Raw genomic sequence first — 21,198 nt, 5'->3', positions numbered from 1 at the left:
AGCAGGGGGTGGGCAAGGGCGGGCAGGAGCGAGGACGCCGCGGGCGACGCCCCCGCTCCTGCCGGTGTGCTCCGGTCAGGACGTCGCAGGCTCGTCCGCGTGGTCGTCGTCCGCGTGATCCTCGTCGGAGTGGTCGTCAGCGTGCTCCTCGTCAGCGTGCTCCTCGTCCGCATGCTCCTCGTCCGCATGCTCCTCGTCCGCATGCTCCTCGTCGGAGTGCTCGTCGTCCGCGTGCTCGTGCGCTCCGGTCTCGATGTCGCCGGACACGCCGGTGAGCTCGTTGGGGGTCACGGTGAGCTCGGCCGTGTTCCACACGTCACCGGTGAGGATGTCGACGGCGTGGATCGTGTTGGTGCTCGGGTCCGTGATGTACGCCGAGCCGTCGAGGACGGTGAGGGTCGGGCGTGGGGACTGCCACTCCTCGGGCTCCTCCCAGGCCGCGATGACCGGGACGGACCGGACGAGGGTTCCGCTCTCGGGATCGATGACGTGGAGCTGTCCGTCCGTCCCGAGGACGAGCGCCTCGCCGGCGTCGCCGCGGCCGAGGGAACGGAAGGTGTAGCTCGACGGGAGGTCGACGAGCCGCACGGTCGAGGTGCGGGTGTCGATGAGCGAGACGCGGGTGGGGCGCTCGAGCTCGGCGTCGGGGTCGGACTTGTAGTCGCCGAGGATGATCGGTGACGCCTCGGTGCCGGACTGGTTGCCGATGCGGCCGTAGGCGTCGGGGCTCTGCACCTTCGTGATCGCTCCGCCGGAGTAGACGACGGCTCCGTCCTCGCACCCGATGACCACGGCGTCGTCGGCGGCGACCGCCTCGCCGTGCACGCCGGGGCACGCGTCGGACGCGGCGATCTCGGTGCCGGAGGCGTCGAGGACGCGGATGCCGGTCCGCTCGTCCTCCGTGCCCTGGGAGACGACGAGCGTCCCGTCCTCGAGCTCGACCGCGACGCCGTGGTGGGCGGACGGGGTCGTGTACTCCCGGAGCTCGGGCTCCGGTTCCGCGACCTCGTCCGAGTCGAGCACGGTGATGTCGCCCGTGCCGTCGTCGAAGAGCACCGTCCGGCCGTCGTGGACGACCACGTGGCCGGGCTTGTCGGCGGCGAAGGTCACGTCCGTGAGGCGGGGTTCCGACGTGTAGTAGTGCGCGTGGTCGCCATGGGGCTCGGCCCACGTGCCGGCGTCGAGGAGCTGGAAGCCGCCGGTGGTGGAGACGAAGACGTGGTGACCGTCCCCGGCGCCGTTGAGGCGGTTGAAGCCGTCAAGCTCGATGTCTGCGACCTGCTCGAGCGTGGTGGCGTCGAGGACCTGGATGCCGCCGTCATAGGTGAGTGCGAGGCGCGGTGTGACGGTGGCTGCCTCGGAGGCTGCGCTCTCCTCCGCTGCTTCGGTCGTCGCGGACCCGGTCGTCGCGCCTGCGGCGGAGTCGTCGGTCGAGCAGCCGGCGAGGATCGCGAGCGGGAGGACGAGGCCGAGGCCGAGGGCTGAGCCGCTGGAGAGCCGGGACCGGCGTCGAGGGGGTGTCGAGAGTGTCATCGGTGTCGGGCGGCGCACGTGCACGGGACGGCGCCACCGCTCCTTTCAGGGGGGACGGGTGCTGCAGGACTTCGTCGCCGAGCGTAACAGATAATCGGAATCGTTCTCATTATCGTGAGCGGGAGTGGCGCCCGTAGGATCTGCCCGTGCCCCGCTCCCCTCTCCCGGCCGGTCGGCCCCCGACGTCTCGGCCCCGCCCCGGCTCCACTGCGGCGGCGCGACCGCCCCGACGCAGGCTCCGCCCCTGGGCTCCTGTCGTCGCGTTCCTCGTCGTCAGCGTGACCGCGGCCGCCATGGACCTCGTCCCGTGGTGGCTCGTCGCCGTCTACGGCGTCATGAGCGTCGTGTGCTTCGCGGCCTACGCGTCCGACAAGCGCTCCGCCCGCGCAGACCGGAGGCGGGTCCCGGAGCGGACCCTGCTCGACCTCGGGCTCCTGTGCGGATGGCCGGGCGCGATCGTCGCTCAGCAGCTCCTGCGCCACAAGACGGTCAAGCAGAGCTTCCGCTCCTCGTTCTGGCGGACCGTCGTCGTCAACATCCTCCTCGTCGCACTCCTGGTCTCCCCGATCGGCCGGACGGCGATCGAGAACCTCCGCGAGGTCGTGAGCACCGGAGCAGGCCTGCTCCGATCCACCCACCCGGTCCTCGGCTGTCGCCTGGCAGCCCGCTGGGGCAGTATCGGTCGATGGACGTCTCTCCTGCCGCACCCGTCTCCCCCATGCTCGCCCGCGCCGTGAGCGCGGTCCCGGAACCGGACTCCGTGCCCGGTGGACTGGTCTACGAGCCCAAGTGGGACGGCTTCCGGGCGATCGTCTACTTCGACGGTACGGACTGCGAGATCGGCAGCCGCGGCTCGAAGATGCTCACCCGCTACTTTCCCGAGCTCACCTCGGCCCTAGCCCGCTCGCTCCCCGGACCGTGCGTGCTCGACGGCGAGATCGTCCTGCGCACCGGCGAGCCCGGGAGAGAGCGTCTCGACTGGGACGCCCTCTCTCAGCGCATCCACCCGGCGGCGAGCCGCGTGGCCACTCTCGCCGAGCAGACCCCTGCCTCGTTCGTCGCGTTCGACCTGCTCGCTCTCGATGACCGCTCGTTGCTCGACGAGCCGTTCCACGCCCGACGCGCCGCGCTCGAGGAGCTGGCCGACGCCCTGGAGCCGCCCGTCCACCTCACGCGGACGACGCTCGACGGCGAGACCGCACGCCGATGGCTGGTCGAGTTCGAGGGCGCAGGGCTCGACGGCGTCGTGGCGAAGCCGCTCGACGCGCCGTACGCGCAGGGCAAGCGCGTCATGCTCAAGATCAAGCACCACCGGACGGCCGACGTCGTGCTCCTCGGCTACCGCGTGCACACGAGCGGCACCGGCGTCGGCTCGCTGCTCCTCGGCCTCTACGACGCGGACGGGACGCTGCGCAACGTCGGAGGCGCGTCGGCGTTCACCACCGTCCGCCGGCGCGAGCTCGTCGACGAGCTGGCACCGCTGGTACGGCGCGACGACGACGGCGAGGTGGTCCACGCCGCGACCGAGCGCAGCCGCTTCTCCTCGGGCAAGGACGTCTCCTACGTTCCGCTCGAGCCCGTCCGGGTGGCCGAGGTCCGCTACGACCAGATGGAAGGCACGCGGTTCCGGCACACGGTCCAGCTCGCTCGGTGGCGTCCCGACCGCGACGCGCGCTCCTGCACGTTCGAGCAGCTCGAGATCCCGGTCGCCTACGACCTCAGCGAGGTCCTGACCTAGTCGGACGCTGCTCCACCCGCGGCGTCCGGTGCGAGCTTGCGCGCACGGCTGGGTTGCACCCGGGGCGGCTCACCCGGCATCTTCGGGTAGTCCGGTGGGAACGGCAGCTCGCCCTGCCCTGCGGCGAGGTCCCTCTCCCACCACGCCATGAGCGTGTCGATCGACCCGGGCTCCTCGTGCATCCGCGCCCACGGGTCACCGACCGTGCGCAGACGGTCAGGGACGGTCGCGATCGTGAAGCTCTCGGGGCGCGCGTCCGTGAGCTCGTCCCACGTGAGCGGGCAGGACACGGGCGCGTGCGGGAGGGGGCGCGGGCTGTACGCGCCCGCCATCGTGCGGTCCCGGTTGGCCTGGTTGTAGTCGACGAAGATGCGCGTGCCGCGCTCTTCCTTCCACCATGCCGTGGTGACCTTCTCCGGCATCCGGCGTTCGAGCTCGCGCGCGGCGGCGATGACCGCATGTCGCACGTCGAGGAACTCCCGCACGGGATCGATCGGCGCGAACACGTGGAGACCGCGGTTGCCCGACGTCTTGACGAAGCTCTCCAGGCCCGCCTCGGCGAGCACAGCGCGCAGCTCGAACGCTGCCGGTATCGCGTCCTCGATGTCGGTCCCTGGCTGCGGGTCGAGATCGATGCGGAGCTGGTCGGGGTTGTCCGAGTTCTCGGCGCGGGACGGCCACGGATGGAAGACGACCGTGTTCATCTGCACCGCCCACACGGCAGCCGCGACCTCGTCGATGACGAGCTGCGGGTGCGAGCGTGCGCTCGGGTAGACGACCATGACGGAGCGCACGTACTCCGGGGCGCCCTTCGGTGGGTTCTTCGAGAAGAACTGCTCACCGTCGACACCCGCGGGGAACCTCTGGAGGGAGAGCGGCCGGTCCCCGTTGGCAGCGACGAAGGCGTCACCGACCTCGATGACGTACCGCGCCAGGTCGAGCTTGGTGATGCCGGGCTCGGGCCACAGGACCCGGCTCGGGCTGGAGAGGCGCACCTCGCGCTCCCCGTGCGGTCCGGGGACTGGCAGGACGATCGCTTCGCTGGCCATACCGAGAATCTACCGATGACGCAGCGCGGCGCCACCGGGCGCACCGTCGGGGCCGAGGCGTGCTAGCGGACCGACTGGTCCAGGGCGATGCTGCGCTCGGGGACGCGGAACGCCTCCTCGTTCATGGCGACGTAGGCCTGGAGCCGCGCGCGCAACCACGTGCCGAAGCGGGCCGACGGGCGCGTGGCACCGGCGGAGAGACGGGGGGCGGGATTGACGTTCTTCGTTGCAGTGGTCATGCACCCAGTCTCCGGCGACCTGAACCATGTGTCCAATGACTGTATCGACGACAACTCATGCACTAACGTCATGAGTATGGACACAGACGCGCTCCGATGGTTCCAGCAGGTCGCCGACGGCATGACCGTCACCGAGGTGAGCGAGCTCGAGCACATCAGCCAGCCCGGCGTCTCGCGAGCGCTCGGGCGGCTGGAGCGCGAGGTCGGCACCCCGCTGCTCCGACGCTCGGGCCGGACGCTGCGGATGACCCGGGCGGGCGCCGCCTTCAAGCGGCACGTCGACGCACTCCTCCATCAGCTCGACGACGGGCTCGCCGCCGTCGAGCACCTGCTCGGACCGGAGACCGGGACGGTCGCTCTCGCGTTCCAGGCGTCCCTCGGCTCGTGGCTCGTGCCCGACCTCGTGAGCAGCTTCCGGCGGGAGCACCCCGAGGTCGAGTTCGACCTCGTCCAGGTCCCCGACGAGGAGGTCGACTCCGTCCTCGACAGCCACGCGGACCTTCTCCTGTCGACCGTGCGACCGTCCGGCCCGGCGCTGCACCGGTCGCTGCTGCTCGACGAGCCGCTGCGCCTGGCCGTCCCGAGCGACCACCCTCTGGCCGCCCTGACCGACGTCCGGCTCGCCGACGCGGCGACCGAGCACTTCCTCGTGCTCCAGCCGCCGCTGCTCCTGCGCCGCATGAGCGACGACCTCTGCCGCACCGCAGGATTCGACCCGCAGGTGGCCTTCGTGGCTGACGACGTCCAGACACTGCGGGGATTCGTCGCGGCAGGCCTCGGGGTCGCGATCGTGCCCGCGTCCGGGGACGCGTCGCTCGGGTCGGCGAACGCCGCGATCCGCTACCTCCACATCATCGACGTCAACGCGACCCGCGAGATCGGCATGGTGTGGTCGACCGAACGTCGTCTCCTGGCCTCCGCGGAGCTCTTCCGCGCGCACGTGGTGCACCGGGCCCGTGCCGGCCACCTGCCCGCGATCAACTAGACCCGGAACAGCTCCGCGCCACACCGCCCGACTCGTCCGCTGCGGATGAGGGGCGGTTCTCCCCCGCGGCGCAGGCTGCGACGAGAGCAGAGCACGGGCGCTGCGCACCACGACCCGACCGGAGCCGACGACCACGATGGCGACCTTTGAGATCCGCACGTCGGGCAACCTGGGTCCCGTCGCCGTCCCGGCCCGTGCCTCCTGGCGGGGGCTGACGGAGGTCACGGAGACCGTCCTGGTCCTCACCGTCGGCGACGCCCCGGGCCTCGAGCGGTCGCTCGGGCGACTGGCCGATCTCGGCCTCGAGCTGCAGTCGGTCCGACGCACACCCGAGCGCCTCCGAGCGAGTCCCGAGCCGACCCGGATGTCGGCGAGGGGCTCCGGTGCCACCTACGAGGTGCGCGTGCTCGGGCAGGTCGGACCCGTACTGCTGCACGCGGTCCCGCACCACAGCTCGTCCTCCGACGCGCACCACCGGACGGTCGTGACCCGGACACCCGACGACATGACGCTCGTCGACGTGCTCGCGGGGGTCCTCGCGACGGGGGCACGGCTGGAGTCGGTCCGGCTCCGCACACAGGTCACGACACGTGCACCGTGGCGTCCGGAATCGTGACCGAAGAGCGCAGAGGCGCGATGAGGCCGAGCTCGCGGGCACGACGGACGGCCTCGTTGCGCCGGGTGGCGTCGAGCTTCTGGAGGATGTGGCGGATGTGCGTGCGCACCGTGTTCACGGTGATGAACATCGCGCCGGCGATGTCCTCGGTCCGCGCAAGTGCGTCGAGGTGCACGAGCACCTCGAGCTCTTTGGCGGTCAGCGGCACGAGAACCGCCGGCGTCCGGGACGTTCCGGAGCCGGCCGTCGCGTCCGTTGCTCCGGCGCACGCCGCCAGCGTGCTCGGATCGTCTCCGACCAACCATCGGTGCGCGGTGAGCAGCGCAGGATCGAGCCGCAGGAGCTGGCGGACCTCTCGCGGCGCCTGCCGGAACGGGCGCCGCAGGCTCTCCGGAGCGGCGAGCCCCAGGGACCGTGCCACGAGCCTCCGCGCACGAGCGGTCTCTCCTGCAGCGAGGTGATCCGCTGCCTCGGCCAGCAACGCCTCGACACGGAGAGCGAGCATCGGGAGGGCCTCGTCCGGCCGGGGCCCGCCGAGCGCCGCCTGCGTCGCCTCGACCGACACCTCGCCCGCCTCGTGGCACAGGAGCGCCTGCATCCACTCCGGCAGCGGCGGGGAACACTCGAGCGCGTCCCGCAGCACGTCGCGCGCTCCAGCCGGGTCACCGTGGGCGAGGCTCAGCCGTGCGGTGACCAGAGGGAGCACGAGCGCCACGAGAGCGCCAGGGTTCTCGGCGTGACAGGTGCGCGCACGGACGAGATGTCGTCGGGCGGCGCCCAACTCGAACGTCTCTGTGCGCACCCACGCGAGAGCCAGCTCTGCGGCCCCCTCTTCCGCGCCACCGCGGGCACCTGCCGCGCGGCACCGGGCGAGCGTCTCGTCCGCGAGCGCGGCCGACCGTCGCAGCTCGGACCGGAGGGCGACGACGAGCGAGAGGTGCCCGAGGCACCTGATGACAGGGAGCTCGCGGCCCGGTTCGTAGGGGTCGTGCGCGCCGGCGGCGAAGACCTGCGCGGCCCGGTCGAGGTCTCCGCGCAGGACCCAGCCCGTGCCCGCGCCGGCGCGGACGACGGTCCGCACCTCCGGGTGGCTCTCGAGCCGGTGGGCGGGCTGGGCGGTCAGGAGGTCCTCGGCGACGGCCGCCGCGCCGAGGACTGCACCGGGGTCGCGCAGGGACGGGTCGGGGTGCGTGGACGCGGTGGAGAGCCTCGATGCGGAGAGGAGGGTGAGCAGCGCGGCCGTGAGCCGGCCCTCCGGCCAGGACGCGGCGTCGTCCGTGGAGATCAGCGGGACCGCACCCGTGCGGGGGTCGCAGTCGTCGCGCAGGTCCAGGCACGCGCGCACCATCCGCGGAGCGGCACCGGTGAGGTGCTCGGGCAGGTCCGCGAGCAGGTCACCGAGCGTCGGGGTGCGCTCGACCGCCAGCCGGACCGTCGAGAGCGAGTCGACGACGAGGCGCGCAGCGACCGTCCAGTCCTCGACGGCAGCCGCATGCCGGACGGCGTCGTCGACACGGTCGTTCTCGACGTACCAGGCTGCGGCGGCCCGGTGGAGCGCACGGTGCTCGTCGGGTGCCTCGTACGCGAGCTGCGCCTGCAGGAGCTCACGGAACAGGGGGTGGTACCGATACCACCCGGGGTGCTCCGTGAGCTCTTCGACGAGGATGTTCTCGTGCCGCATCGCAGCGAGCGTCCGCGGGGTCCGCGGACCTGCGAGGACCTGCGCGAGCCCGGGGCGCACCACGTCGACGACGCTCGTGCGCAGCAGGACGTCCCGCACCTCGGCCGGCTGCTGGTCGAGCATCTCGGCCAGGAGGTACTCCGCCACCATCCCGGTGTCTCCGCGGACGTCGTGGACCGCACGGGCACGGTCCGTGCGCGGCGTGATGGCGAGCGAGGCCAGGCGCAGGCCGGCGGCCCAGCCCTGGGTCCGGACGATGAGCGTCTCGACGTCGGCGGGGAGCAGGTCCAGCCCTGCGGTCGCGAGCATCTCGCTCGCTTCGCTGCGGGTGAAGGCGAGGTCGGCTGCTCTGATCTCCGTCACCGTGCCCTCGAGGCGGTAGCGGTGCAGGGGCATCGCAGGATCGACACGTGCGATCACGACGACGTGGAGCAGGTCGCCACGTCGTCGCAGGAGCCGGTCGAGGGCGGAGGCGACCTCCGGGGGGAGGGCGACCTCGCAGTCGAGGACGAGCTCGACCGGGTCTTCCCGGGCGTCGAGGCTCGTCGCGAGGCGGTCGAGGGCCCGCCCGCTGAGGTCGCACGGCCTCCCCGGTGTGCCGGTCTCGACCTCGGTCGGATCGAGCACGGTGAGGATCTCGTGCCAGAGGTCGGTGGCATCGGTGGCCTCGTCCACGGAGATCCACCGCACGGCCCCCGAGCGCGTGCGCGCCCAGGAGGAGACGAGCACCGTCTTGCCGGTCCCGGACGGTGCGGCCACGAGGGTGAGCAGGCCGTGCGCCCCGACGTCGAGCATCGCCTCGAGCCGCGCTCGCGCGACGGCCGCTCGGGGTGGTGGTGGGATGGCAGACCTCGGGCTGGCTCGCATGCTGACTGCTCCTGACCACGCTGGAACGTCGACGGCGTACGCGATCTTTGTCCACGTTAGGGGGCTTATGCGAGGTCGGCAACCGGCCGGGAGCGTCCGGTCCTCGTCCCCCCGGGATGACGGACATGCAGCACCTGCGGCGTAGCGTCCACGGACCATGAGCTCCCCGTGGGCCTGGCGAGCCCGATTCCGCACACGCACGTACCTTGTGGACAGCCTCTGGGTGCTGCCGCTGGTCTGCGCCGTCCTGGGCGGGCTGCTCGGCTGGGCCAGCACCCTCCTCGACACCGCGATCTCCGCACCGTCGTGGTTGCAGTACGAGCCCGGGACGGCGACGACCGTCCTGACGACGATCGCCGGCGCGATGGTGGGGCTCACCGGGCTCGTCGTGACCATCGGGGTCGTCGTGGTGCAGCAGGCGACGAGCGTGCTCTCGCCCCGGTTCATGCGTCTCTGGTACCGCCAGCCTCTCCAGAAGGTGGTCCTCGGAACGTTCGCCGGGACCTTCTCGTTCGCGTTCTCCAACCTCCGCCGGGTCGAGGACGGTGCCGTCCCCGACCTCGGGGTGACCGCCGCCGGCCTCCTGTGCCTCGGCAGCCTCGTGCTCCTGCTCGTCTACCTGGACAACTTCACGCAGCACCTGCGACCCGTCGCGGTGGCGGCGCTCGTCCTGGCTGCGGGCCGCCGGGTCGCGACGCCGGCGAGTCCACCGTCGTCGCGACACTCTGACGTCCCGGTGCGCACGGAGGATGCGCCCGTACGCGTGGTGCACGCTCGTGAGGCGGGCGTCGTCCAGGGCATCGATCATCTGGGGCTGCTGGGGCTCGCCCACCGGCACGCGTGCGTCGTCGAGCTCGGCTACGGCGTCGGCACGATGGTCCCCGTCGGCGCGCCTCTGTTCACCGTCTCCGGGCCACGAGCGCCTCGGGACGCACAGCTGACCAGGTGCGTCGTGCTCGGTGTGGAGCGCACCGTCGACCAGGACCCGGCGTTCGCGCTGCGCATCCTCGTGGACATCGCTGTCCGGGCACTCTCCCCCGCGATCCACGACCCCACGACAGCCGTCCAGGTGCTCGACTACATCGAGCTCTTCCTCCAGTCCGCCGCCCTCGAGCCGTTGCACGGGACGTACGTGCTCGTCGACGACGACGGTTCACCCCGGGTCTCCATCCCGGGTCGGACCTGGGAGCAGTACGTCGAGCTGGCTCTCGTCGAGGTGCGTCAGGTGGGTGGTGGCGACGTCCAGGTCTGCCGTCGCCTCGCCGCACTCCTCGACCAGCTGCTCGCCACCGTGCCTCCTGAGAACCGGCCGGCCCTGGATGCGCAACGGACCGCACTGGCCACGACGGTGACCCGGTCGTTCCCCGAACCGGAGGCGTTCGAGCGTGCGTCGCGTGCCGACCGTCAGGGCCTCGGAGGGACGACGCCATGAGTGGCGCCGCCCCGGACCGGCACGGCCCGTCGGTCTACGAGCTCCGGGTCCTCGGCCTCATCCCCGGTGACGTCCTGGAGGCCCTGGGAGAGGTGGCCATCGAGTCCGCGTCGGTCTCGACCGTGCTGTCCCGCGCGTTCACCGACCAGGCACAGCTCCTCGGCTTCGTCACCCGGCTGCGCACGCTCGGGCTCGAGGTCGTCGAGGTGCAGCGGCTGCAGGCGGACACGCTCCCGGCCGAGCGTCCCCCGGCAGGGCACCCCCAGGCAGAGATCGGACCCGACCAGCCCCCTGGCTGACCGGGCCCGACCGCACCAGAGAGGCCCCTACCGCCCGGCGGACACCGCCCTCTGCAGGAGCACGGCCTTCTGCTCCGCGAACTCCGCGTCCGTGAGCACGCCGGCCGCACGCAGGTTGCCGAGCTTGGTCAGCTCGTCGGCCGTCGACGGCGGCGACGACGCGACGGAGTGGACGTAGTCCGCGAACACCCTCTCCTGAGCGGCGAAGCTCTCGACCTGACGCTCGCGCATCTTTCCACCGCGCGCGACGAGATAGACGAGCACCCCGAGCCACGGCAGGACGAAGATCAGGAACGTCCAGCCGGCCTTGGCCCAACCGGACAGGTCGGAGCTGGCGTAGATGTCGCGGAACACCGTGAAGATCACGCTGATCCAGGCAACGAAGAAGAAGAACCACAGCATCGTCCAGAACAGACCGAGCAACGGGTAGTCGTCCATCTCAACCTCCACGGTCGCGGGGAATCCAGCACCTCGCCTCCGATCGTGGCCCGGCCGGGCGGGCAGCTCCTCATCCGTGGCGAGTGATGGACCTCGACGCCCGCACCCCGCATCGTGTCAGCAGGAGCGCACCGAGAGCCCTGTCCGCGCACGCGAAGGAGAGCCATGTCGTCACCCTCGACGCCGAGCCTGCCGAGCCTCCACTCCCGGCGCTACCGCGAGCTCCTCCTCCTCTCCGCCGCCATCGGCGTGCCCGTCTCGGCAGCGTCGTTCGCCTACCTGCAGCTCGTCCACCACATGCAGCACTGGGTCTACCACGACCTCCCCTCTGCCCTCGGCCTGGACGCCGTCCCCCTCTGGTGGCCGGTACCGCCCCTCGTCCTCGCCGGACTCGTCGTCGGGATCTGCGTCCGCTACCTCCCCGGCCACGGTGGCGACTCCCCCGCCGACGGCTTCCACGCGGGACCTCCGCCGAGACCCAGCGAGATCCCCGGGATCGCGCTCGCCGCGCTGGCCAGCCTGGGTCTCGGGGCCGTCGTCGGCCCGGAAGCGCCGCTCATCGCACTCGGCGCGGGCCTCGCAGCGTGGGCACCACGGCTGGTGCGACGAGGAGACGACGACCAGGCTGTCGCCGTGCTGGGTGCCGCTGGTGCGTTCGCGGCGATCAGCCTGCTCCTCGGCTCGCCGCTGCTCGGCGCCTTCCTGCTCATGGAGGCGTCCGCGGTCGGCGGCGCCACGCTCGGGTTCATGCTCGTCCCCGGGCTGCTCGCCTCCGGGATCGGCGCGCTCGTCATCATCGGCCTGGGCTCCCTCACGGGTCTCGGGACCGTCTCGCTCGCGATCCCCGACCTTCCGGACCTCGCACGCCCGGACGTCCCTCAGCTCGGCTGGGCCGTCGCCATCGGCCTCCTCGCGCCGTTCCTCGGGATCGCCGTCCAGAGGCTCGCCCGCCTCGTCCGCGCACGCGGCGCAGCGCGCCCCGTCCTCGCCCCGGTCGTCGTCGGTCTCCTCGTCGCTCTCGTCGCGATGGCGTACGGCGCTCTCTCCGACCGGGACGCCGGGGCGGTCCTCTTCTCGGGCGAGACCGCCCTCGGACCCCTCCTGCTGCACGCCTCCGAGTACTCCGTGGGGGCGCTCGTCCTCCTCATGCTCTTCAAGGGCCTCGCCTACGGCCTCTCGCTCGCCGCGTTCCGGGGCGGGCCGGTGTTCCCGGGCATGTTCATCGGCGCAGCAGGAGGCATCGCGCTGTCGCACGCGCCGGGCCTCCCGACCGTGGCCGGCGCCGCGATGGGGATGGGCGCGATGTGCGTCGTCATGCTGCGGCTGCCGCTCGTCTCCGTGCTGCTCGCCACGCTGCTGCTGTCCCAGGGGCTGACGCTCATGCCTCTCGTCATCGTCGCCGTCGTCGTCGCCCACGTCATGATGTCGTTCCTCACGCGAGGAGCCGGAGCCCCCGCGGAGACCACGCCCACGCCCTCCGGCTAGCGGGGCTCTCGCCTCTCGTCGTCCCTCATCGACCGCCCCGGCTGGGCCGCACCGACGAAGAGCCTCACCACGACACCGACGAGCAGGAGGTTGCCCACCATCTGCACGGTCATGAGAGCGCGCGCTCCGTCCGTCACGGCGACGACGTCCCCGAACCCGACCGTGGCGAGCACCGACATGGTGAGATAGAGCGCGCCCGTGCGGTCGAGCACCTCGCTGAACGCGGCCGGGTCGTAACGTGAGAGGACCACGGCGGCCACCGACCACAGCACGACAGAGGACGGCATGATGATCGCGAGCGCCTCGATCGAGCGCAGCAGCGGGTAGGGCGCGGCGAGGACTGCGCGTACCTGCCACCCCACGAGGCCGACGACCGCGACGAGCCCGACGACGAACGCCACGACCGTCCCGGTCGAGGTACCGTCGAGGGGCGCGAGGTAGTACACGCCGACCAGCGACGCCGAGCTTGTCGTCGCACGCGCGACGACCCGCGGCAGCACGCCCCGCGGGAGCAGCCGCGCCGATGTCTCGCCCCGATCTGTCGGCCCCACCCGTCACCTCCTGGGCACACGATCCCCGTCGACGACCCGTCCGCCCCTCATTCCCTCCGGATGAGGGGCGCCGCTCCGTCGTCCGGAAGGCTCGTACCGGCGGCACGGCGACGGCACGCACCGTCACCGGACAGCTCCCGCCGTCGAGGAGAGGTGGCGCGAGATGTCCGTGGCACAGGCGACCGGTCCGGTCGACTTCGTCGTCATCGAGTTCACCGGGGCCGTGCCGTCCAGCCGAACCGCCCAGGAGATCCTCCGGCTCGTCGATCGCGGGATCGTCCGGCTGTACGACGTCCTGGTCGTGCGCACGACCACCGACGGCGTCGTCGAGGTCGTCGAGCCGTCCGACGACGGACCGGACGGCCTCGCTGGGTTCGCCGAGCTCGCCTGGGCGCACTCCGGTCTCCTGGACGAGGACGACGTGCAGGATGCCGGCGCGGCCGTCCGGCCCGGGAGCACGGCCGTGCTCATCCTCTACGAGAACACGTGGGCCGTCCCGTTCGTCACGGCCGCGCTCGAGGACGGCGGCGACCTCGTCGCCAGCGGGCGCGTGCCCGCGCAGGCCGTCGAGGATGCGCTCGACTCTCTCGAGACCAGGACCGACGGGAAGGCGTGAGGACATGTCCCGACTCCTGCGTGGGATCGCACGCACCGCCGTCATCTCCGGGACCGCGACGGCCGTGAGCGGACGTGTGCAGCGCAACCAGGCCGCACGGTTCGCCCAGAGCGACGCCCAGACTGCGGTGCTGCGGCGCCAGGCCTACGACGACGTCGCCGCGCCGCCCGCAACCACGCCGCCGCCTGCGGCACCGGCACCGGCCCCCGCCGACGTGCTCGAGCAGCTCACGACTCTCGCCGCCCTCAAGGCGCAAGGGATCCTCACTGACGAGGAGCTCGCGATCCAGAAGGCGCGGATCCTCGGCGGGTGACGCACACGAGACGCAGGTGACCGACCGTCCGTGCGGACCCGAGGAGTCCCAGCATGAGCGACCTCAGCACGAGCGGACCCGACGACGCTCCCGCGCCGGGCGCGGACCACGGGCCGGCAGAGAGCGACGTGCTGCGCGCGCGGGTCGCAGAGCTCGAGGCGAGGCTGGCGACCGTGGAGCGGGTCGCGCCGGCGACCGCTCGTGACAGGTCACGCTGGACACCGGCCGTGTCGGCGTTCCTCGTCGTCCTGGCCTGCCTTCTCGCTCCCTTCACGGTGGTCGCGGTCTGGGCGCACACCCAGGTCTCCGACACGGAACGATTCGTCGAGACCGTGGCACCGCTCGCCGGCGACGCAGGCGTGCAGTCTGCCGTCAGCACCCGCGTCACGGAGGCGATCACGGAGAGCGTCGGCGTCGAGTCTCTCGCGAACGACGTCCTTGCTGCGCTGTCGCAGCGGGAGGACCTCCCGCCCGCGCTGGCGGTCGCGCTGCCTGGCCTGGCCGCGCCGATCGCGGACGGCATAGAGAGCTTCGTGCGCTCACAGGTCGAGCGCCTGGTGGCGAGCACGGAGTTCGACGCCACGTGGGCCCGGGTGAGCCGCTCGGCCCACGCTCAGCTCGTCGCGCTCCTCGACGGGACGCCCGACGGGGTGCTCAGCGCTCAGGGCGACACGGTCACCGCCAACCTCGCGCCCGTCATCGCGCAGGCGAGAGGACGGCTCGTCGCCAACGGGTTCACCGCCGCTGACCGCATCCCGGAGATCGAGAGGTCGATCGTGCTCGTCCGGTCCGACGCGCTCGTCTCGACCCAGCGCGCGTACCGGCTCCTGGACGGAGCGGCCCTGTGGCTCCCGTGGGTCGCCCTCGTCGCGTTCGTGGGCGGTGTGCTCCTAGCCCGGGGACGCCGCGAGACGCTCGTGCGCGGAGCGGTGGGCCTGCTCGTCTCCATGCTCGTGCTCGGGCTCGCGCTCCTCGTGGTGCGCGCTCTCTACCTGCGGGCGATCCCACCGGACGGGCTTCCCCCGGACACGGCAGCGACCGTCTTCGACATCCTCGTCCGGTCGCTGCGGGACGGCCTGCGCGCGACGGCCGTCCTGGCGCTCGTCGTGGCAGCCGTCGCGTTCCTGGCCGGCCCGTCCCGGTCGGCGGTCCGGACGCGCACGCTGCTCCGACGGGTCTCGCGGACCGTCGACACCACGCGTGACGCAGGACGCGTCGGGACGTGGGTCGGCGCCCACCGGCGGCAGCTGCAGGTCACGACCGTCACCGCGGCGGCCGCCGTGCTCGTGCTCCAGACGGCACCGTCCGCAGGCGGAGTCGTCCTGGTGACCGTGGTCTGCCTCGTCATCCTGGGCGTCATCGAGCTCCTGGCCGTCGCCCCGGCCCGGAGCGTCGTCTCACCCGCACGGGGTGATCCGCCGGGAGGCACGTGACGACCAGGCTTCAGCACACGGGGACTCGCGCCCGCTCTCGACGAGACAGGAGACGGTCATGACAGCAGCTGGTGGCGGTGCGCACGGTGCGCGCCCGCGGTATGACGATCGCCCGACGGCGGAGGACTCTGTCCTCGCGACCGGGGTGACGGCCTTCGCAGCGGTGCTCATGATCATGGCGGGGATCCTCCACCTCGTCCAGGGGACGATCGCGCTCGTGAACGACACCTTCTTCGTCTACGGCGCGGAGTACGTCTTCCGCTTCGACGCCACCAGCTGGGGGTGGGCGCACCTCGTCCTCGGGCCCCTCGTCTTCCTCGCCGGGATCGCGCTGCTCCGCGGTGAGGTCTGGGCTCGCGTCCTGACGGGCACGCTCGCGTGCGTGAGCATCGTGGCGAGCTTCCTGTGGATGCCGTACTACCCGGTGTGGAGTCTTGTGGTCATCGCGTTCGACGTCGCTGTCCTCTGGGCGGTCACGACGCGACCGATGAGCCGGTAGGCCGCGACCCGTGCTTGAGGCGGGCCAGCGCCCGCGCAGCCTCGTCGGGCTGGAACCCGAGCTCGGCGACGCACCGCTCGACCGCGGCCCGCGTCGTGGGACGGACCTCACTCGACCCGTTGATGACGCGCGAGACGGTCTGCGCCGAGACCCCGGCCTCGCGTGCGACATCGCGGATCGTCGGTCGTCGTCCGTCGTCGCCGATCACACCGCACCTCCTCCGTGAACGTTCACGGACCTCACGCTAGCACTACCCTGGACCCGTGCCCACCCCCCGAGCCACCACGATCCTCGACGTCGCGCGCGAGGCCGGTGTCTCTCGCCAGACGGTGACCCGAGCCCTCAACGACATGGCCGACATCGCCCCGGCGACGAGGGAGCGCGTCGTCGTCGCCGCCCGGAAGCTCGGCTACCGTCCGAACCGTGCCGCACAGTCGCTCGTGCGAGGGGCAGAGGTGACGGTCGGCCTCCTCGTCGAGAGCCTGCGCAACCCGTACTACTCCGAGCTCGCGTCCGAGCTCAGCCGTGCCGCCGCCTCACGCGGGTGGGGACTCATCCTCTGCGACGTCGGGTACGAGCACTCCGACGCCATCAACCAGCGTCTCGCACCGCTGCTCCGCCGCGTCGACGTCGTCGTCGGACGCGTCCCCGCCGGCTCGACGTCGCACCTCGACATCCCCTCCGTGTCGATCGACGACCCGCACGACACCCTCAGCGGGGCCGCTGTGACCATCGACCACGCGGCCGGCGTCGAGGCCGCGATGCACCACCTCGTCGAGCAGGGGCATCGCGACATCGCCATGATCGACTCCGGCCCGGAGCCGTCACCCAGGTGCCTCGCGTACCGCGCTGCGCTGGAGGCGGCCGGGCTGCCGTGGTCCCCCCGCTCGGAGGTCCGGGTCGAGGAGTCGCACGCCGGCGGTCTCGCCGCGGCCGCCGAGCTCATGTCACGCGGGGTCGACATCGACGCCGTCCTGGCCTTCAACGACGTGCTCGCCATCGGCGCGCTCAAGGAGCTCGCCGGCCAGGGGCGCCGCGTCCCCGACGACGTCGCGGTCGTCGGCATGGACGGCCTCGACCTCGGTGCGCTCGTCACACCCGAGCTCACGACCGTCGCCACGGACCGCGCCGCCATCGCCGCCGCGGCGCTCGACCTCGTCGCCGTCCTCCTCGACGGCTCTCCCGGCCCCGAGGTCCACCGCCGGACCATCACGCCGCGGCTGCTCGTCCGCGCCTCCGGCTGAACCGCCGCTCAGGTCACGACACGCCAGCTCGGCTCAGAGAACGGTCGTCAGACCGACGGTCGCGAGAGCGGCCACGACACCCACGACCACCAGCGTGCCACCGAGCGCGGCCCTCGTGCTCGGGCGGCCCGGTGACGATCGCGGTGCCGACCGCACGGCGAACACGAGGGCGACGACGAGGGCGAGCAGCTCGCCGATCACGATGACCGGTCCTGCCGCGGGAAACGGCTGGAGAGCGGCCAGTACCGTGAGGACGGCCACCGTCGCGCACGCACCGGCCGCGATCCGCCGCGAGGTCCTGCGGCGTGCGTCGACGCCGGTCTCTGTACTGGTCACGATGATGCCCCCTGGTGTGGCTCCCGAGCATACTCAGCGCTCGTCCTCCGGTGCGACGCCTCTCTTCTCCTCGGACGGCGCGGCGAGCGGGCTCGGCGCCACCGCGGTCACGCCGCTCGAGGACCCGAGCCCCTTCTTGCGCAGCGCGCGCGCCCGCTCACCCGCAGACCGGAGCCTCGGGTTGACGTACTCGTCGATGCCGAAGTTGATGAGCGACAGGGCCGTGCCGAGGAGGGCGATGCACAGGCCGGCCGGCACGTACCACCACCAGAAGTCCGGGAACGCGCCGTTCTGCTGAGCCCAGAAGAGGATGGTGCCCCAGTTGAGGTTCGTGATGGGGATGACGCCGATGAACGCGAGGGTCGTCAGGCCGAGGACTGCTGCCGTGACCGTGCCGACGAAGCTCGACGCGATGATCGCGGTGAGGTTGGGCAGCATCTCGACCGTGATGATCCGGTAGAGCGGCTCGCCGTTGGCCCGGGCGGCCTGGACGAAGTCGCGGTTGCGCAGCGACATCGTCTGGGCACGCAGGACGCGCCCGCCCCACGCCCAGCCGGTGAGCGCGAGCACGGCGGAGATGAGGACGAGGCTCGGGTTCTCGTACTGGGAGGCGACGATGATCATGAGCGGCAGCGCGGGCAGCACGAGGAACACGTTCGTCAGGGCCGACAACGTCTCCCCGCGCCACCCCGCGACGTACCCGGCGGTCACGCCGACGGCGACCGCGATGACGGTCGCGATGGTCGCGGAGAGGAACCCGACGACGAGGACGCCGCGCGTGCCGTAGATGATCTGGCTGAGCACGTCCTCCCCCATGTGCGTGGTGCCGAGCAGGTGCTGCCACGAGGGCGCCTGCTTGAGCGCGTCGAAGTCCTTGTCGAGCGGCCCGTACGGCGCGACGAGGTCGCCGAAGACCGCGAGGACGCAGAAGAACCCGAGGATGCACAGGCCGGTGATCGACTTGCGGTTCCGGAACATCGCGAAGGACTGGGCGAACCGTGCGACGGCACGGCGGCCGCCCGTCGTGCCGGGTGCGGGTGAGGCCTCCGCCGGGAGGGTGTCCTCGCCGGTCGCGACCGTGGTCGTGTAGGTCATCTCAGGCCTCCGTCTGGCGCGTGCGCGGGTCGAGAGCGGCATAGGCGACGTCCGCGAGGATGTTCGCCGCGAGCACCGCGAGCGTGATGACGAGGAACAGTCCCTGGATGAGCGGGTAGTCCTTCGCCGTCGTCGCGTCGAGCAGGAGCTTCCCGACGCCTGGGTAGGAGAAGACGAGCTCCATGACGAGGGTGCCGCCGACGATGAACCCGAGGGAGAGCGCGAAGCTCGACAGCTGCGGGAGGACCGCGTTGCGGGCCGCATAGCTGACCATGACGCGCCGGGGGCTCAGTCCCTTCGCCTGGGCGACGGTGACGTAGTCCTCGTCGAGCACGGTGATCATCATGTTGCGCATGCCGAGCACCCAGCCGCCGAGGGACGCGAGGACGATCGTCAGGGCAGGCAGGGCGCCGTGCTCGATGACGTCCGTGATGAACTCGAGCGTGAAGCCCGGCCGCGCGCCCTTGCTGTAGGCGTGCGACGCGGGGAACCACCCGAGCGTCGAGGACAGCAGCGCGATGGCGATGAGTCCCATCCAGAAGTACGGGACGGTCGAGAAGAACGTCGCGATCGGCACGATCGCGTCGGCCCGGCTCCCCCGGCGCCAGCCGATGAGAGCGCCGAGCGACGTTCCGAGGAAGAAGCCGATGACCGTCGCGATCCCGACGAGGCCGATGGTCCACGGGAGCGCCCCGGCGATGACCTCGGCGACGGGAGCGAGTCCCTTGGAGAACGACCTCCCGAGGTCGCCGCTGAACATCAGTCCCCAGTAGTCGAGGTACTGGCGCCAGAGCGGCGCTGCCGAGTCGAGGCCGAAGAGCGTGCGCAGGGAGTCGATCGCCTCCGGGCTGATCTTTCCCTGGTTCTTCTGGAGGTAGGCGGAGACGGGGTCGCCCTTCATCATCCGAGGGAGGAAGAAGTTGATGGTGATGGCCGCCCACGCGGTGAACAGGTAGAACGCGCCGCGGCGCAGGAAGAACCGCATCTCAGCTCCTCGTCTCGGCGGTCGTGCCGGTCCCCGAGAAGTGCCTCTCCGGGTCGGGGGACGCGTCTCGCAACGCTCGGGTGTAGGGGTGCTGCGGGTTGAGGATGACGTCGTCTGCGAGGCCGCGCTCGACGACGGTCCCGTGGTTGAGCACCATGATCTCGTCGCTGAAGTGGCGGGCCGTGGCGAGGTCGTGGGTGATGTAGAGGACGCCGAGGTTCGACTCACGCTGGAGGTCGGCGAGGAGGTTGAGCACCCCGAGCCGGATCGACACGTCGAGCATCGAGACGGGCTCGTCGGCCACGAGGAGGCCCGGGCGGGACGCGAGCGCGCGGGCGATGGCGACGCGCTGGCGCTGTCCCCCGGAGAGCTCGTGGGGGCGCCTGTCGATCGTGGTGCCGGGCTCGAGCCGCACGCGCTCGAGGAGCCGGACGACCTCCGCCTCGACGTCCTCGCGCGGCACCACGTGGTCGAGGAGCAGCGGCCTCTCGATGTGGTGGCGGACCGTGTGGTACGGGTTGAGGGAGGCGAAGGGGTCCTGGAAGACCATACGGACCTGCTGGCGGTAGCGGCGCAGGGCCCGCCCGCGGCGCGGGACGGGCTTGCCGTCGAGGAGGATCTCCCCCGACGTCGCGCGCTCGAGCTGGGTGAGGATCTTCGCGATCGTCGACTTCCCGCTGCCGCTCTGCCCGACGAGGGCGAGCGTGCGCCCGGAGGTGAGCGTGAAGCTCACGTCGTCGAGGGCGAGGATGTCGCCGGCTCCACGGATGCGGTACCGCTTCGTGACGTTCTTGAGCTCGAGGGTGGTCATCGGGATGCCTCTCCTGCGGTCACGACGCTGCCCTGCTCGGACGTCCCGTCGGTGCCGCGGACGAACGCGCCGCGGTCGCCGGTGAGGCTCGGGAAGGAGCCGAGGAGGCGGCGTGTGTACTCGTGCTGGGCGTGGTGGTAGATGGTCGAGGCGGTGTCGAGCTCGACGATCCGGCCCTCGCGCATGACCGCGATGCGGTCGGAGATCTCGAGGAGGAGCGGGAGGTCGTGCGTGATGAAGACGACCGAGAAGCCGAGCTGGTGACGCAGCTCGGAGATCTGCTCGAGGATCTCCCGCTGGACGAGGACGTCGAGCGCCGTGGTGGGCTCGTCCATGATCATGAGCTGGGGCTTGAGGGCGAGCGCCATCGCGATCATGACGCGCTGGCGCATGCCACCCGAGAGCTCGTGCGGGTAGGAGCGGAGACGGTCCCGGCCGACACCGACGAGGTCGAGCAGACCGGCGCTCTCCTCCGCCCGCTCGCCCCTGCTCATCTGCGGTCGGTGCGTGGAGAAGACGTCGCCGAGCTGGCGCCCGACGTTGAGGACGGGGTTGAGCGCGTTCATCGCGCCCTGGAAGACCATCGAGGCCTTCGCCCAGCGGAACGCGCGCATCTGCTGCGCGTCGAGGGTGTTGAGGTCGACGTCGGTGCCCGACGCGTCGTGGAAGACGGCCGAGCCGGAGGTGATGACGGCCGGTGGCTGGAGGAGTCGTTGCACGCCGTACGCGAGGGTTGTCTTGCCGCAGCCGGACTCGCCGGCGAGGCCGAGGATCTCCCCGCGGCGCACCGTCAGGGAGACGTTGCGGACGGCCTCGACAGGCGGGTCGACGTCGTAGACCACGCTGAAGTCGGAGACGGTCAGCAGAGGTTCGTGGGTCACTCGTGCTCCCAGTGTCGGTCGGGCTCGGCGTCGACGGTGACGCCGAGCGTGGGTGCGCCGGGCGGGGAGCCC

General features: G+C 71.7%; 24 protein-coding genes. 12 read left to right on the top strand and 12 right to left on the bottom strand.

The features are described 5' to 3' along the window. Window positions 1–75: 75 nt before the first annotated feature. On the bottom strand, window positions 76–1,533 hold the full coding sequence (aztD, locus tag ABKW26_RS19300; protein ID WP_348595709.1) for a zinc metallochaperone AztD: 1,458 nt from the start codon (window positions 1,531–1,533) through the stop codon (window positions 76–78). A 146-nt stretch (window positions 1,534–1,679) separates the two neighbouring features. On the opposite strand from aztD, the gene ABKW26_RS19295 reads away from it, so the two are divergent. Together ABKW26_RS19295 and ABKW26_RS19290 are read left to right on the top strand one after the other, a co-directional pair. Then, the gene (locus ABKW26_RS19295) at window positions 1,680–2,270 is read left to right on the top strand and encodes a DUF1294 domain-containing protein (RefSeq protein ID WP_348595708.1); all 591 of its coding nucleotides are present in this window, start codon (window positions 1,680–1,682) and stop codon (window positions 2,268–2,270) included. Further along, the gene (locus ABKW26_RS19290; protein WP_348595707.1) at window positions 2,219–3,271 is read left to right on the top strand and encodes an ATP-dependent DNA ligase; all 1,053 of its coding nucleotides are present in this window, start codon (window positions 2,219–2,221) and stop codon (window positions 3,269–3,271) included. Before ABKW26_RS19295 ends, ABKW26_RS19290 begins: the two co-directional genes overlap by 52 nt. Here ABKW26_RS19290 and ligD read toward each other — a convergent pair. Both ligD and ABKW26_RS19280 read right to left on the bottom strand, forming a co-directional pair. Continuing rightward, window positions 3,268–4,320, bottom strand: coding sequence for a non-homologous end-joining DNA ligase (ligD, locus tag ABKW26_RS19285; protein WP_348595706.1), 1,053 nt, complete (start codon window positions 4,318–4,320; stop codon window positions 3,268–3,270). The two genes, ABKW26_RS19290 and ligD, sit on opposite strands and share 4 nt — an antisense overlap. A gap of 62 nt (window positions 4,321–4,382) precedes the next feature. Beyond that, on the bottom strand, window positions 4,383–4,559 hold the full coding sequence (locus ABKW26_RS19280) for a hypothetical protein (RefSeq protein WP_348595705.1): 177 nt from the start codon (window positions 4,557–4,559) through the stop codon (window positions 4,383–4,385). 70 nt (window positions 4,560–4,629) lie between these two features. Between ABKW26_RS19280 and ABKW26_RS19275 the strand changes: the two genes are divergently transcribed. Further along, on the top strand, window positions 4,630–5,544 hold the full coding sequence (locus ABKW26_RS19275) for a LysR family transcriptional regulator (protein ID WP_348595704.1): 915 nt from the start codon (window positions 4,630–4,632) through the stop codon (window positions 5,542–5,544). 136 nt (window positions 5,545–5,680) lie between these two features. Then, the gene (locus tag ABKW26_RS19270; RefSeq protein ID WP_348595703.1) at window positions 5,681–6,160 is read left to right on the top strand and encodes a hypothetical protein; all 480 of its coding nucleotides are present in this window, start codon (window positions 5,681–5,683) and stop codon (window positions 6,158–6,160) included. On the opposite strand, the gene ABKW26_RS19265 is transcribed toward ABKW26_RS19270, so the two are convergent. Next, window positions 6,126–8,708 carry a LuxR C-terminal-related transcriptional regulator gene (locus ABKW26_RS19265; protein ID WP_348595702.1) on the bottom strand — a complete coding sequence of 861 codons (2,583 nt, stop codon included), beginning with the start codon at window positions 8,706–8,708 and terminating at the stop codon, window positions 6,126–6,128. The genes ABKW26_RS19270 and ABKW26_RS19265 overlap by 35 nt on opposite strands. 157 nt (window positions 8,709–8,865) lie before the next feature. Here ABKW26_RS19265 and ABKW26_RS19260 point away from each other — a divergent pair, with 157 nt between their 5' ends. Further along, on the top strand, window positions 8,866–10,140 hold the full coding sequence (locus ABKW26_RS19260; protein ID WP_348595701.1) for a DUF2254 family protein: 1,275 nt from the start codon (window positions 8,866–8,868) through the stop codon (window positions 10,138–10,140). Continuing rightward, entirely contained in the window at window positions 10,137–10,439 is a 303-nt protein-coding gene (locus tag ABKW26_RS19255; protein ID WP_348595700.1) for a hypothetical protein, read from the top strand. The genes ABKW26_RS19260 and ABKW26_RS19255 overlap by 4 nt, the downstream gene beginning before the upstream one ends. Before the next feature lie 27 nt (window positions 10,440–10,466). Here the strand turns inward: ABKW26_RS19255 and ABKW26_RS19250 are convergent, their stop codons facing one another. After that, window positions 10,467–10,877 carry an SHOCT domain-containing protein gene (locus ABKW26_RS19250; protein ID WP_348595699.1) on the bottom strand — a complete coding sequence of 137 codons (411 nt, stop codon included), beginning with the start codon at window positions 10,875–10,877 and terminating at the stop codon, window positions 10,467–10,469. A gap of 165 nt (window positions 10,878–11,042) precedes the next feature. Between ABKW26_RS19250 and ABKW26_RS19245 the strand changes: the two genes are divergently transcribed. Further along, the gene (locus ABKW26_RS19245) at window positions 11,043–12,362 is read left to right on the top strand and encodes a chloride channel protein (RefSeq protein ID WP_348595698.1); all 1,320 of its coding nucleotides are present in this window, start codon (window positions 11,043–11,045) and stop codon (window positions 12,360–12,362) included. On the opposite strand, the gene ABKW26_RS19240 is transcribed toward ABKW26_RS19245, so the two are convergent. Next, window positions 12,359–12,913 (bottom strand): potassium channel family protein, encoded by a 555-nt coding sequence (locus ABKW26_RS19240; protein WP_348595697.1) that lies wholly within the window; start codon window positions 12,911–12,913, stop codon window positions 12,359–12,361. The genes ABKW26_RS19245 and ABKW26_RS19240 overlap by 4 nt on opposite strands. 163 nt (window positions 12,914–13,076) lie before the next feature. On the opposite strand from ABKW26_RS19240, the gene ABKW26_RS19235 reads away from it, so the two are divergent. Genes ABKW26_RS19235 through ABKW26_RS19220 form a run of 4 tightly spaced genes read left to right on the top strand, consistent with a single transcriptional unit; the run spans window position 13,077 to window position 15,774 of the window. Next, entirely contained in the window at window positions 13,077–13,529 is a 453-nt protein-coding gene (locus ABKW26_RS19235) for a DUF6325 family protein (RefSeq protein WP_348595696.1), read from the top strand. A gap of 4 nt (window positions 13,530–13,533) precedes the next feature. Continuing rightward, complete coding sequence (locus tag ABKW26_RS19230; RefSeq protein WP_348595695.1) at window positions 13,534–13,842, top strand: SHOCT domain-containing protein; 309 nt, start codon at window positions 13,534–13,536, stop codon at window positions 13,840–13,842. A gap of 53 nt (window positions 13,843–13,895) precedes the next feature. Further along, on the top strand, window positions 13,896–15,275 hold the full coding sequence (locus tag ABKW26_RS19225; RefSeq protein WP_348595694.1) for a hypothetical protein: 1,380 nt from the start codon (window positions 13,896–13,898) through the stop codon (window positions 15,273–15,275). A gap of 58 nt (window positions 15,276–15,333) precedes the next feature. Beyond that, entirely contained in the window at window positions 15,334–15,774 is a 441-nt protein-coding gene (locus tag ABKW26_RS19220) for a hypothetical protein (protein ID WP_348595693.1), read from the top strand. Here the strand turns inward: ABKW26_RS19220 and ABKW26_RS19215 are convergent. Then, window positions 15,749–15,982: a LacI family DNA-binding transcriptional regulator gene (locus tag ABKW26_RS19215; protein WP_348595692.1), complete on the bottom strand. Its 234-nt coding sequence runs from the start codon at window positions 15,980–15,982 to the stop codon at window positions 15,749–15,751. The two genes, ABKW26_RS19220 and ABKW26_RS19215, sit on opposite strands and share 26 nt — an antisense overlap. A gap of 55 nt (window positions 15,983–16,037) precedes the next feature. On the opposite strand from ABKW26_RS19215, the gene ABKW26_RS19210 reads away from it, so the two are divergent. Next, complete coding sequence (locus ABKW26_RS19210; protein WP_348595691.1) at window positions 16,038–17,018, top strand: LacI family DNA-binding transcriptional regulator; 981 nt, start codon at window positions 16,038–16,040, stop codon at window positions 17,016–17,018. A gap of 33 nt (window positions 17,019–17,051) precedes the next feature. Here the strand turns inward: ABKW26_RS19210 and ABKW26_RS19205 are convergent, their stop codons facing one another. From ABKW26_RS19205 to ABKW26_RS19185, 5 genes are all read right to left on the bottom strand, one after another. Then, window positions 17,052–17,354, bottom strand: a complete 303-nt coding sequence (locus tag ABKW26_RS19205; protein WP_348595690.1) for a hypothetical protein — start codon at window positions 17,352–17,354, stop codon at window positions 17,052–17,054. Between the two features lie 33 nt (window positions 17,355–17,387). Next, window positions 17,388–18,332, bottom strand: coding sequence for an ABC transporter permease (locus tag ABKW26_RS19200; RefSeq protein ID WP_348595710.1), 945 nt, complete (start codon window positions 18,330–18,332; stop codon window positions 17,388–17,390). Window positions 18,333–18,450: 118 nt separating this feature from the next. Then, entirely contained in the window at window positions 18,451–19,434 is a 984-nt protein-coding gene (locus tag ABKW26_RS19195; protein ID WP_348595689.1) for an ABC transporter permease, read from the bottom strand. A 1-nt stretch (window position 19,435) separates the two neighbouring features. Next, window positions 19,436–20,245, bottom strand: coding sequence for an ATP-binding cassette domain-containing protein (locus ABKW26_RS19190; protein WP_348595688.1), 810 nt, complete (start codon window positions 20,243–20,245; stop codon window positions 19,436–19,438). Continuing rightward, window positions 20,242–21,126: an ABC transporter ATP-binding protein gene (locus ABKW26_RS19185; protein ID WP_348595687.1), complete on the bottom strand. Its 885-nt coding sequence runs from the start codon at window positions 21,124–21,126 to the stop codon at window positions 20,242–20,244. Before ABKW26_RS19185 ends, ABKW26_RS19190 begins: the two co-directional genes overlap by 4 nt. Window positions 21,127–21,198: the final 72 nt, after the last annotated feature.

This window comes from Sanguibacter sp. 25GB23B1 (assembly GCF_040012415.1).
Classification (GTDB): domain Bacteria; phylum Actinomycetota; class Actinomycetes; order Actinomycetales; family Cellulomonadaceae; genus Sanguibacter.
Note: the sequence above shows the minus strand (reverse complement) of the source record. Positions and strands in the feature narration are given on the sequence as shown.

What these genes read in the sequence shown, in the direction of transcription:
- ABKW26_RS19220 (WP_348595693.1), top strand. Translation starts at nt 15,334, where the DNA reads ATGACAGCAGCTGGTGGCGGTGCGCACGGTGCGCGCCCGCGGTATGAC.
- ABKW26_RS19270 (WP_348595703.1), top strand. Translation starts at nt 5,681, where the DNA reads ATGGCGACCTTTGAGATCCGCACGTCGGGCAACCTGGGTCCCGTCGCC.
- ABKW26_RS19290 (WP_348595707.1), top strand. Translation starts at nt 2,219, where the DNA reads ATGGACGTCTCTCCTGCCGCACCCGTCTCCCCCATGCTCGCCCGCGCC.
- aztD (WP_348595709.1), bottom strand. Translation starts at nt 1,533, where the DNA reads ATGACACTCTCGACACCCCCTCGACGCCGGTCCCGGCTCTCCAGCGGC.
- ABKW26_RS19260 (WP_348595701.1), top strand. Translation starts at nt 8,866, where the DNA reads ATGAGCTCCCCGTGGGCCTGGCGAGCCCGATTCCGCACACGCACGTAC.
- ABKW26_RS19230 (WP_348595695.1), top strand. Translation starts at nt 13,534, where the DNA reads ATGTCCCGACTCCTGCGTGGGATCGCACGCACCGCCGTCATCTCCGGG.
- ABKW26_RS19195 (WP_348595689.1), bottom strand. Translation starts at nt 19,434, where the DNA reads ATGCGGTTCTTCCTGCGCCGCGGCGCGTTCTACCTGTTCACCGCGTGG.
- ABKW26_RS19225 (WP_348595694.1), top strand. Translation starts at nt 13,896, where the DNA reads ATGAGCGACCTCAGCACGAGCGGACCCGACGACGCTCCCGCGCCGGGC.
- ABKW26_RS19245 (WP_348595698.1), top strand. Translation starts at nt 11,043, where the DNA reads ATGTCGTCACCCTCGACGCCGAGCCTGCCGAGCCTCCACTCCCGGCGC.
- ligD (WP_348595706.1), bottom strand. Translation starts at nt 4,320, where the DNA reads ATGGCCAGCGAAGCGATCGTCCTGCCAGTCCCCGGACCGCACGGGGAG.
- ABKW26_RS19255 (WP_348595700.1), top strand. Translation starts at nt 10,137, where the DNA reads ATGAGTGGCGCCGCCCCGGACCGGCACGGCCCGTCGGTCTACGAGCTC.
- ABKW26_RS19265 (WP_348595702.1), bottom strand. Translation starts at nt 8,708, where the DNA reads ATGCGAGCCAGCCCGAGGTCTGCCATCCCACCACCACCCCGAGCGGCC.
- ABKW26_RS19280 (WP_348595705.1), bottom strand. Translation starts at nt 4,559, where the DNA reads ATGACCACTGCAACGAAGAACGTCAATCCCGCCCCCCGTCTCTCCGCC.
- ABKW26_RS19275 (WP_348595704.1), top strand. Translation starts at nt 4,630, where the DNA reads ATGAGTATGGACACAGACGCGCTCCGATGGTTCCAGCAGGTCGCCGAC.
- ABKW26_RS19235 (WP_348595696.1), top strand. Translation starts at nt 13,077, where the DNA reads ATGTCCGTGGCACAGGCGACCGGTCCGGTCGACTTCGTCGTCATCGAG.
- ABKW26_RS19250 (WP_348595699.1), bottom strand. Translation starts at nt 10,877, where the DNA reads ATGGACGACTACCCGTTGCTCGGTCTGTTCTGGACGATGCTGTGGTTC.
- ABKW26_RS19200 (WP_348595710.1), bottom strand. Translation starts at nt 18,332, where the DNA reads ATGTTCCGGAACCGCAAGTCGATCACCGGCCTGTGCATCCTCGGGTTC.
- ABKW26_RS19190 (WP_348595688.1), bottom strand. Translation starts at nt 20,245, where the DNA reads ATGACCACCCTCGAGCTCAAGAACGTCACGAAGCGGTACCGCATCCGT.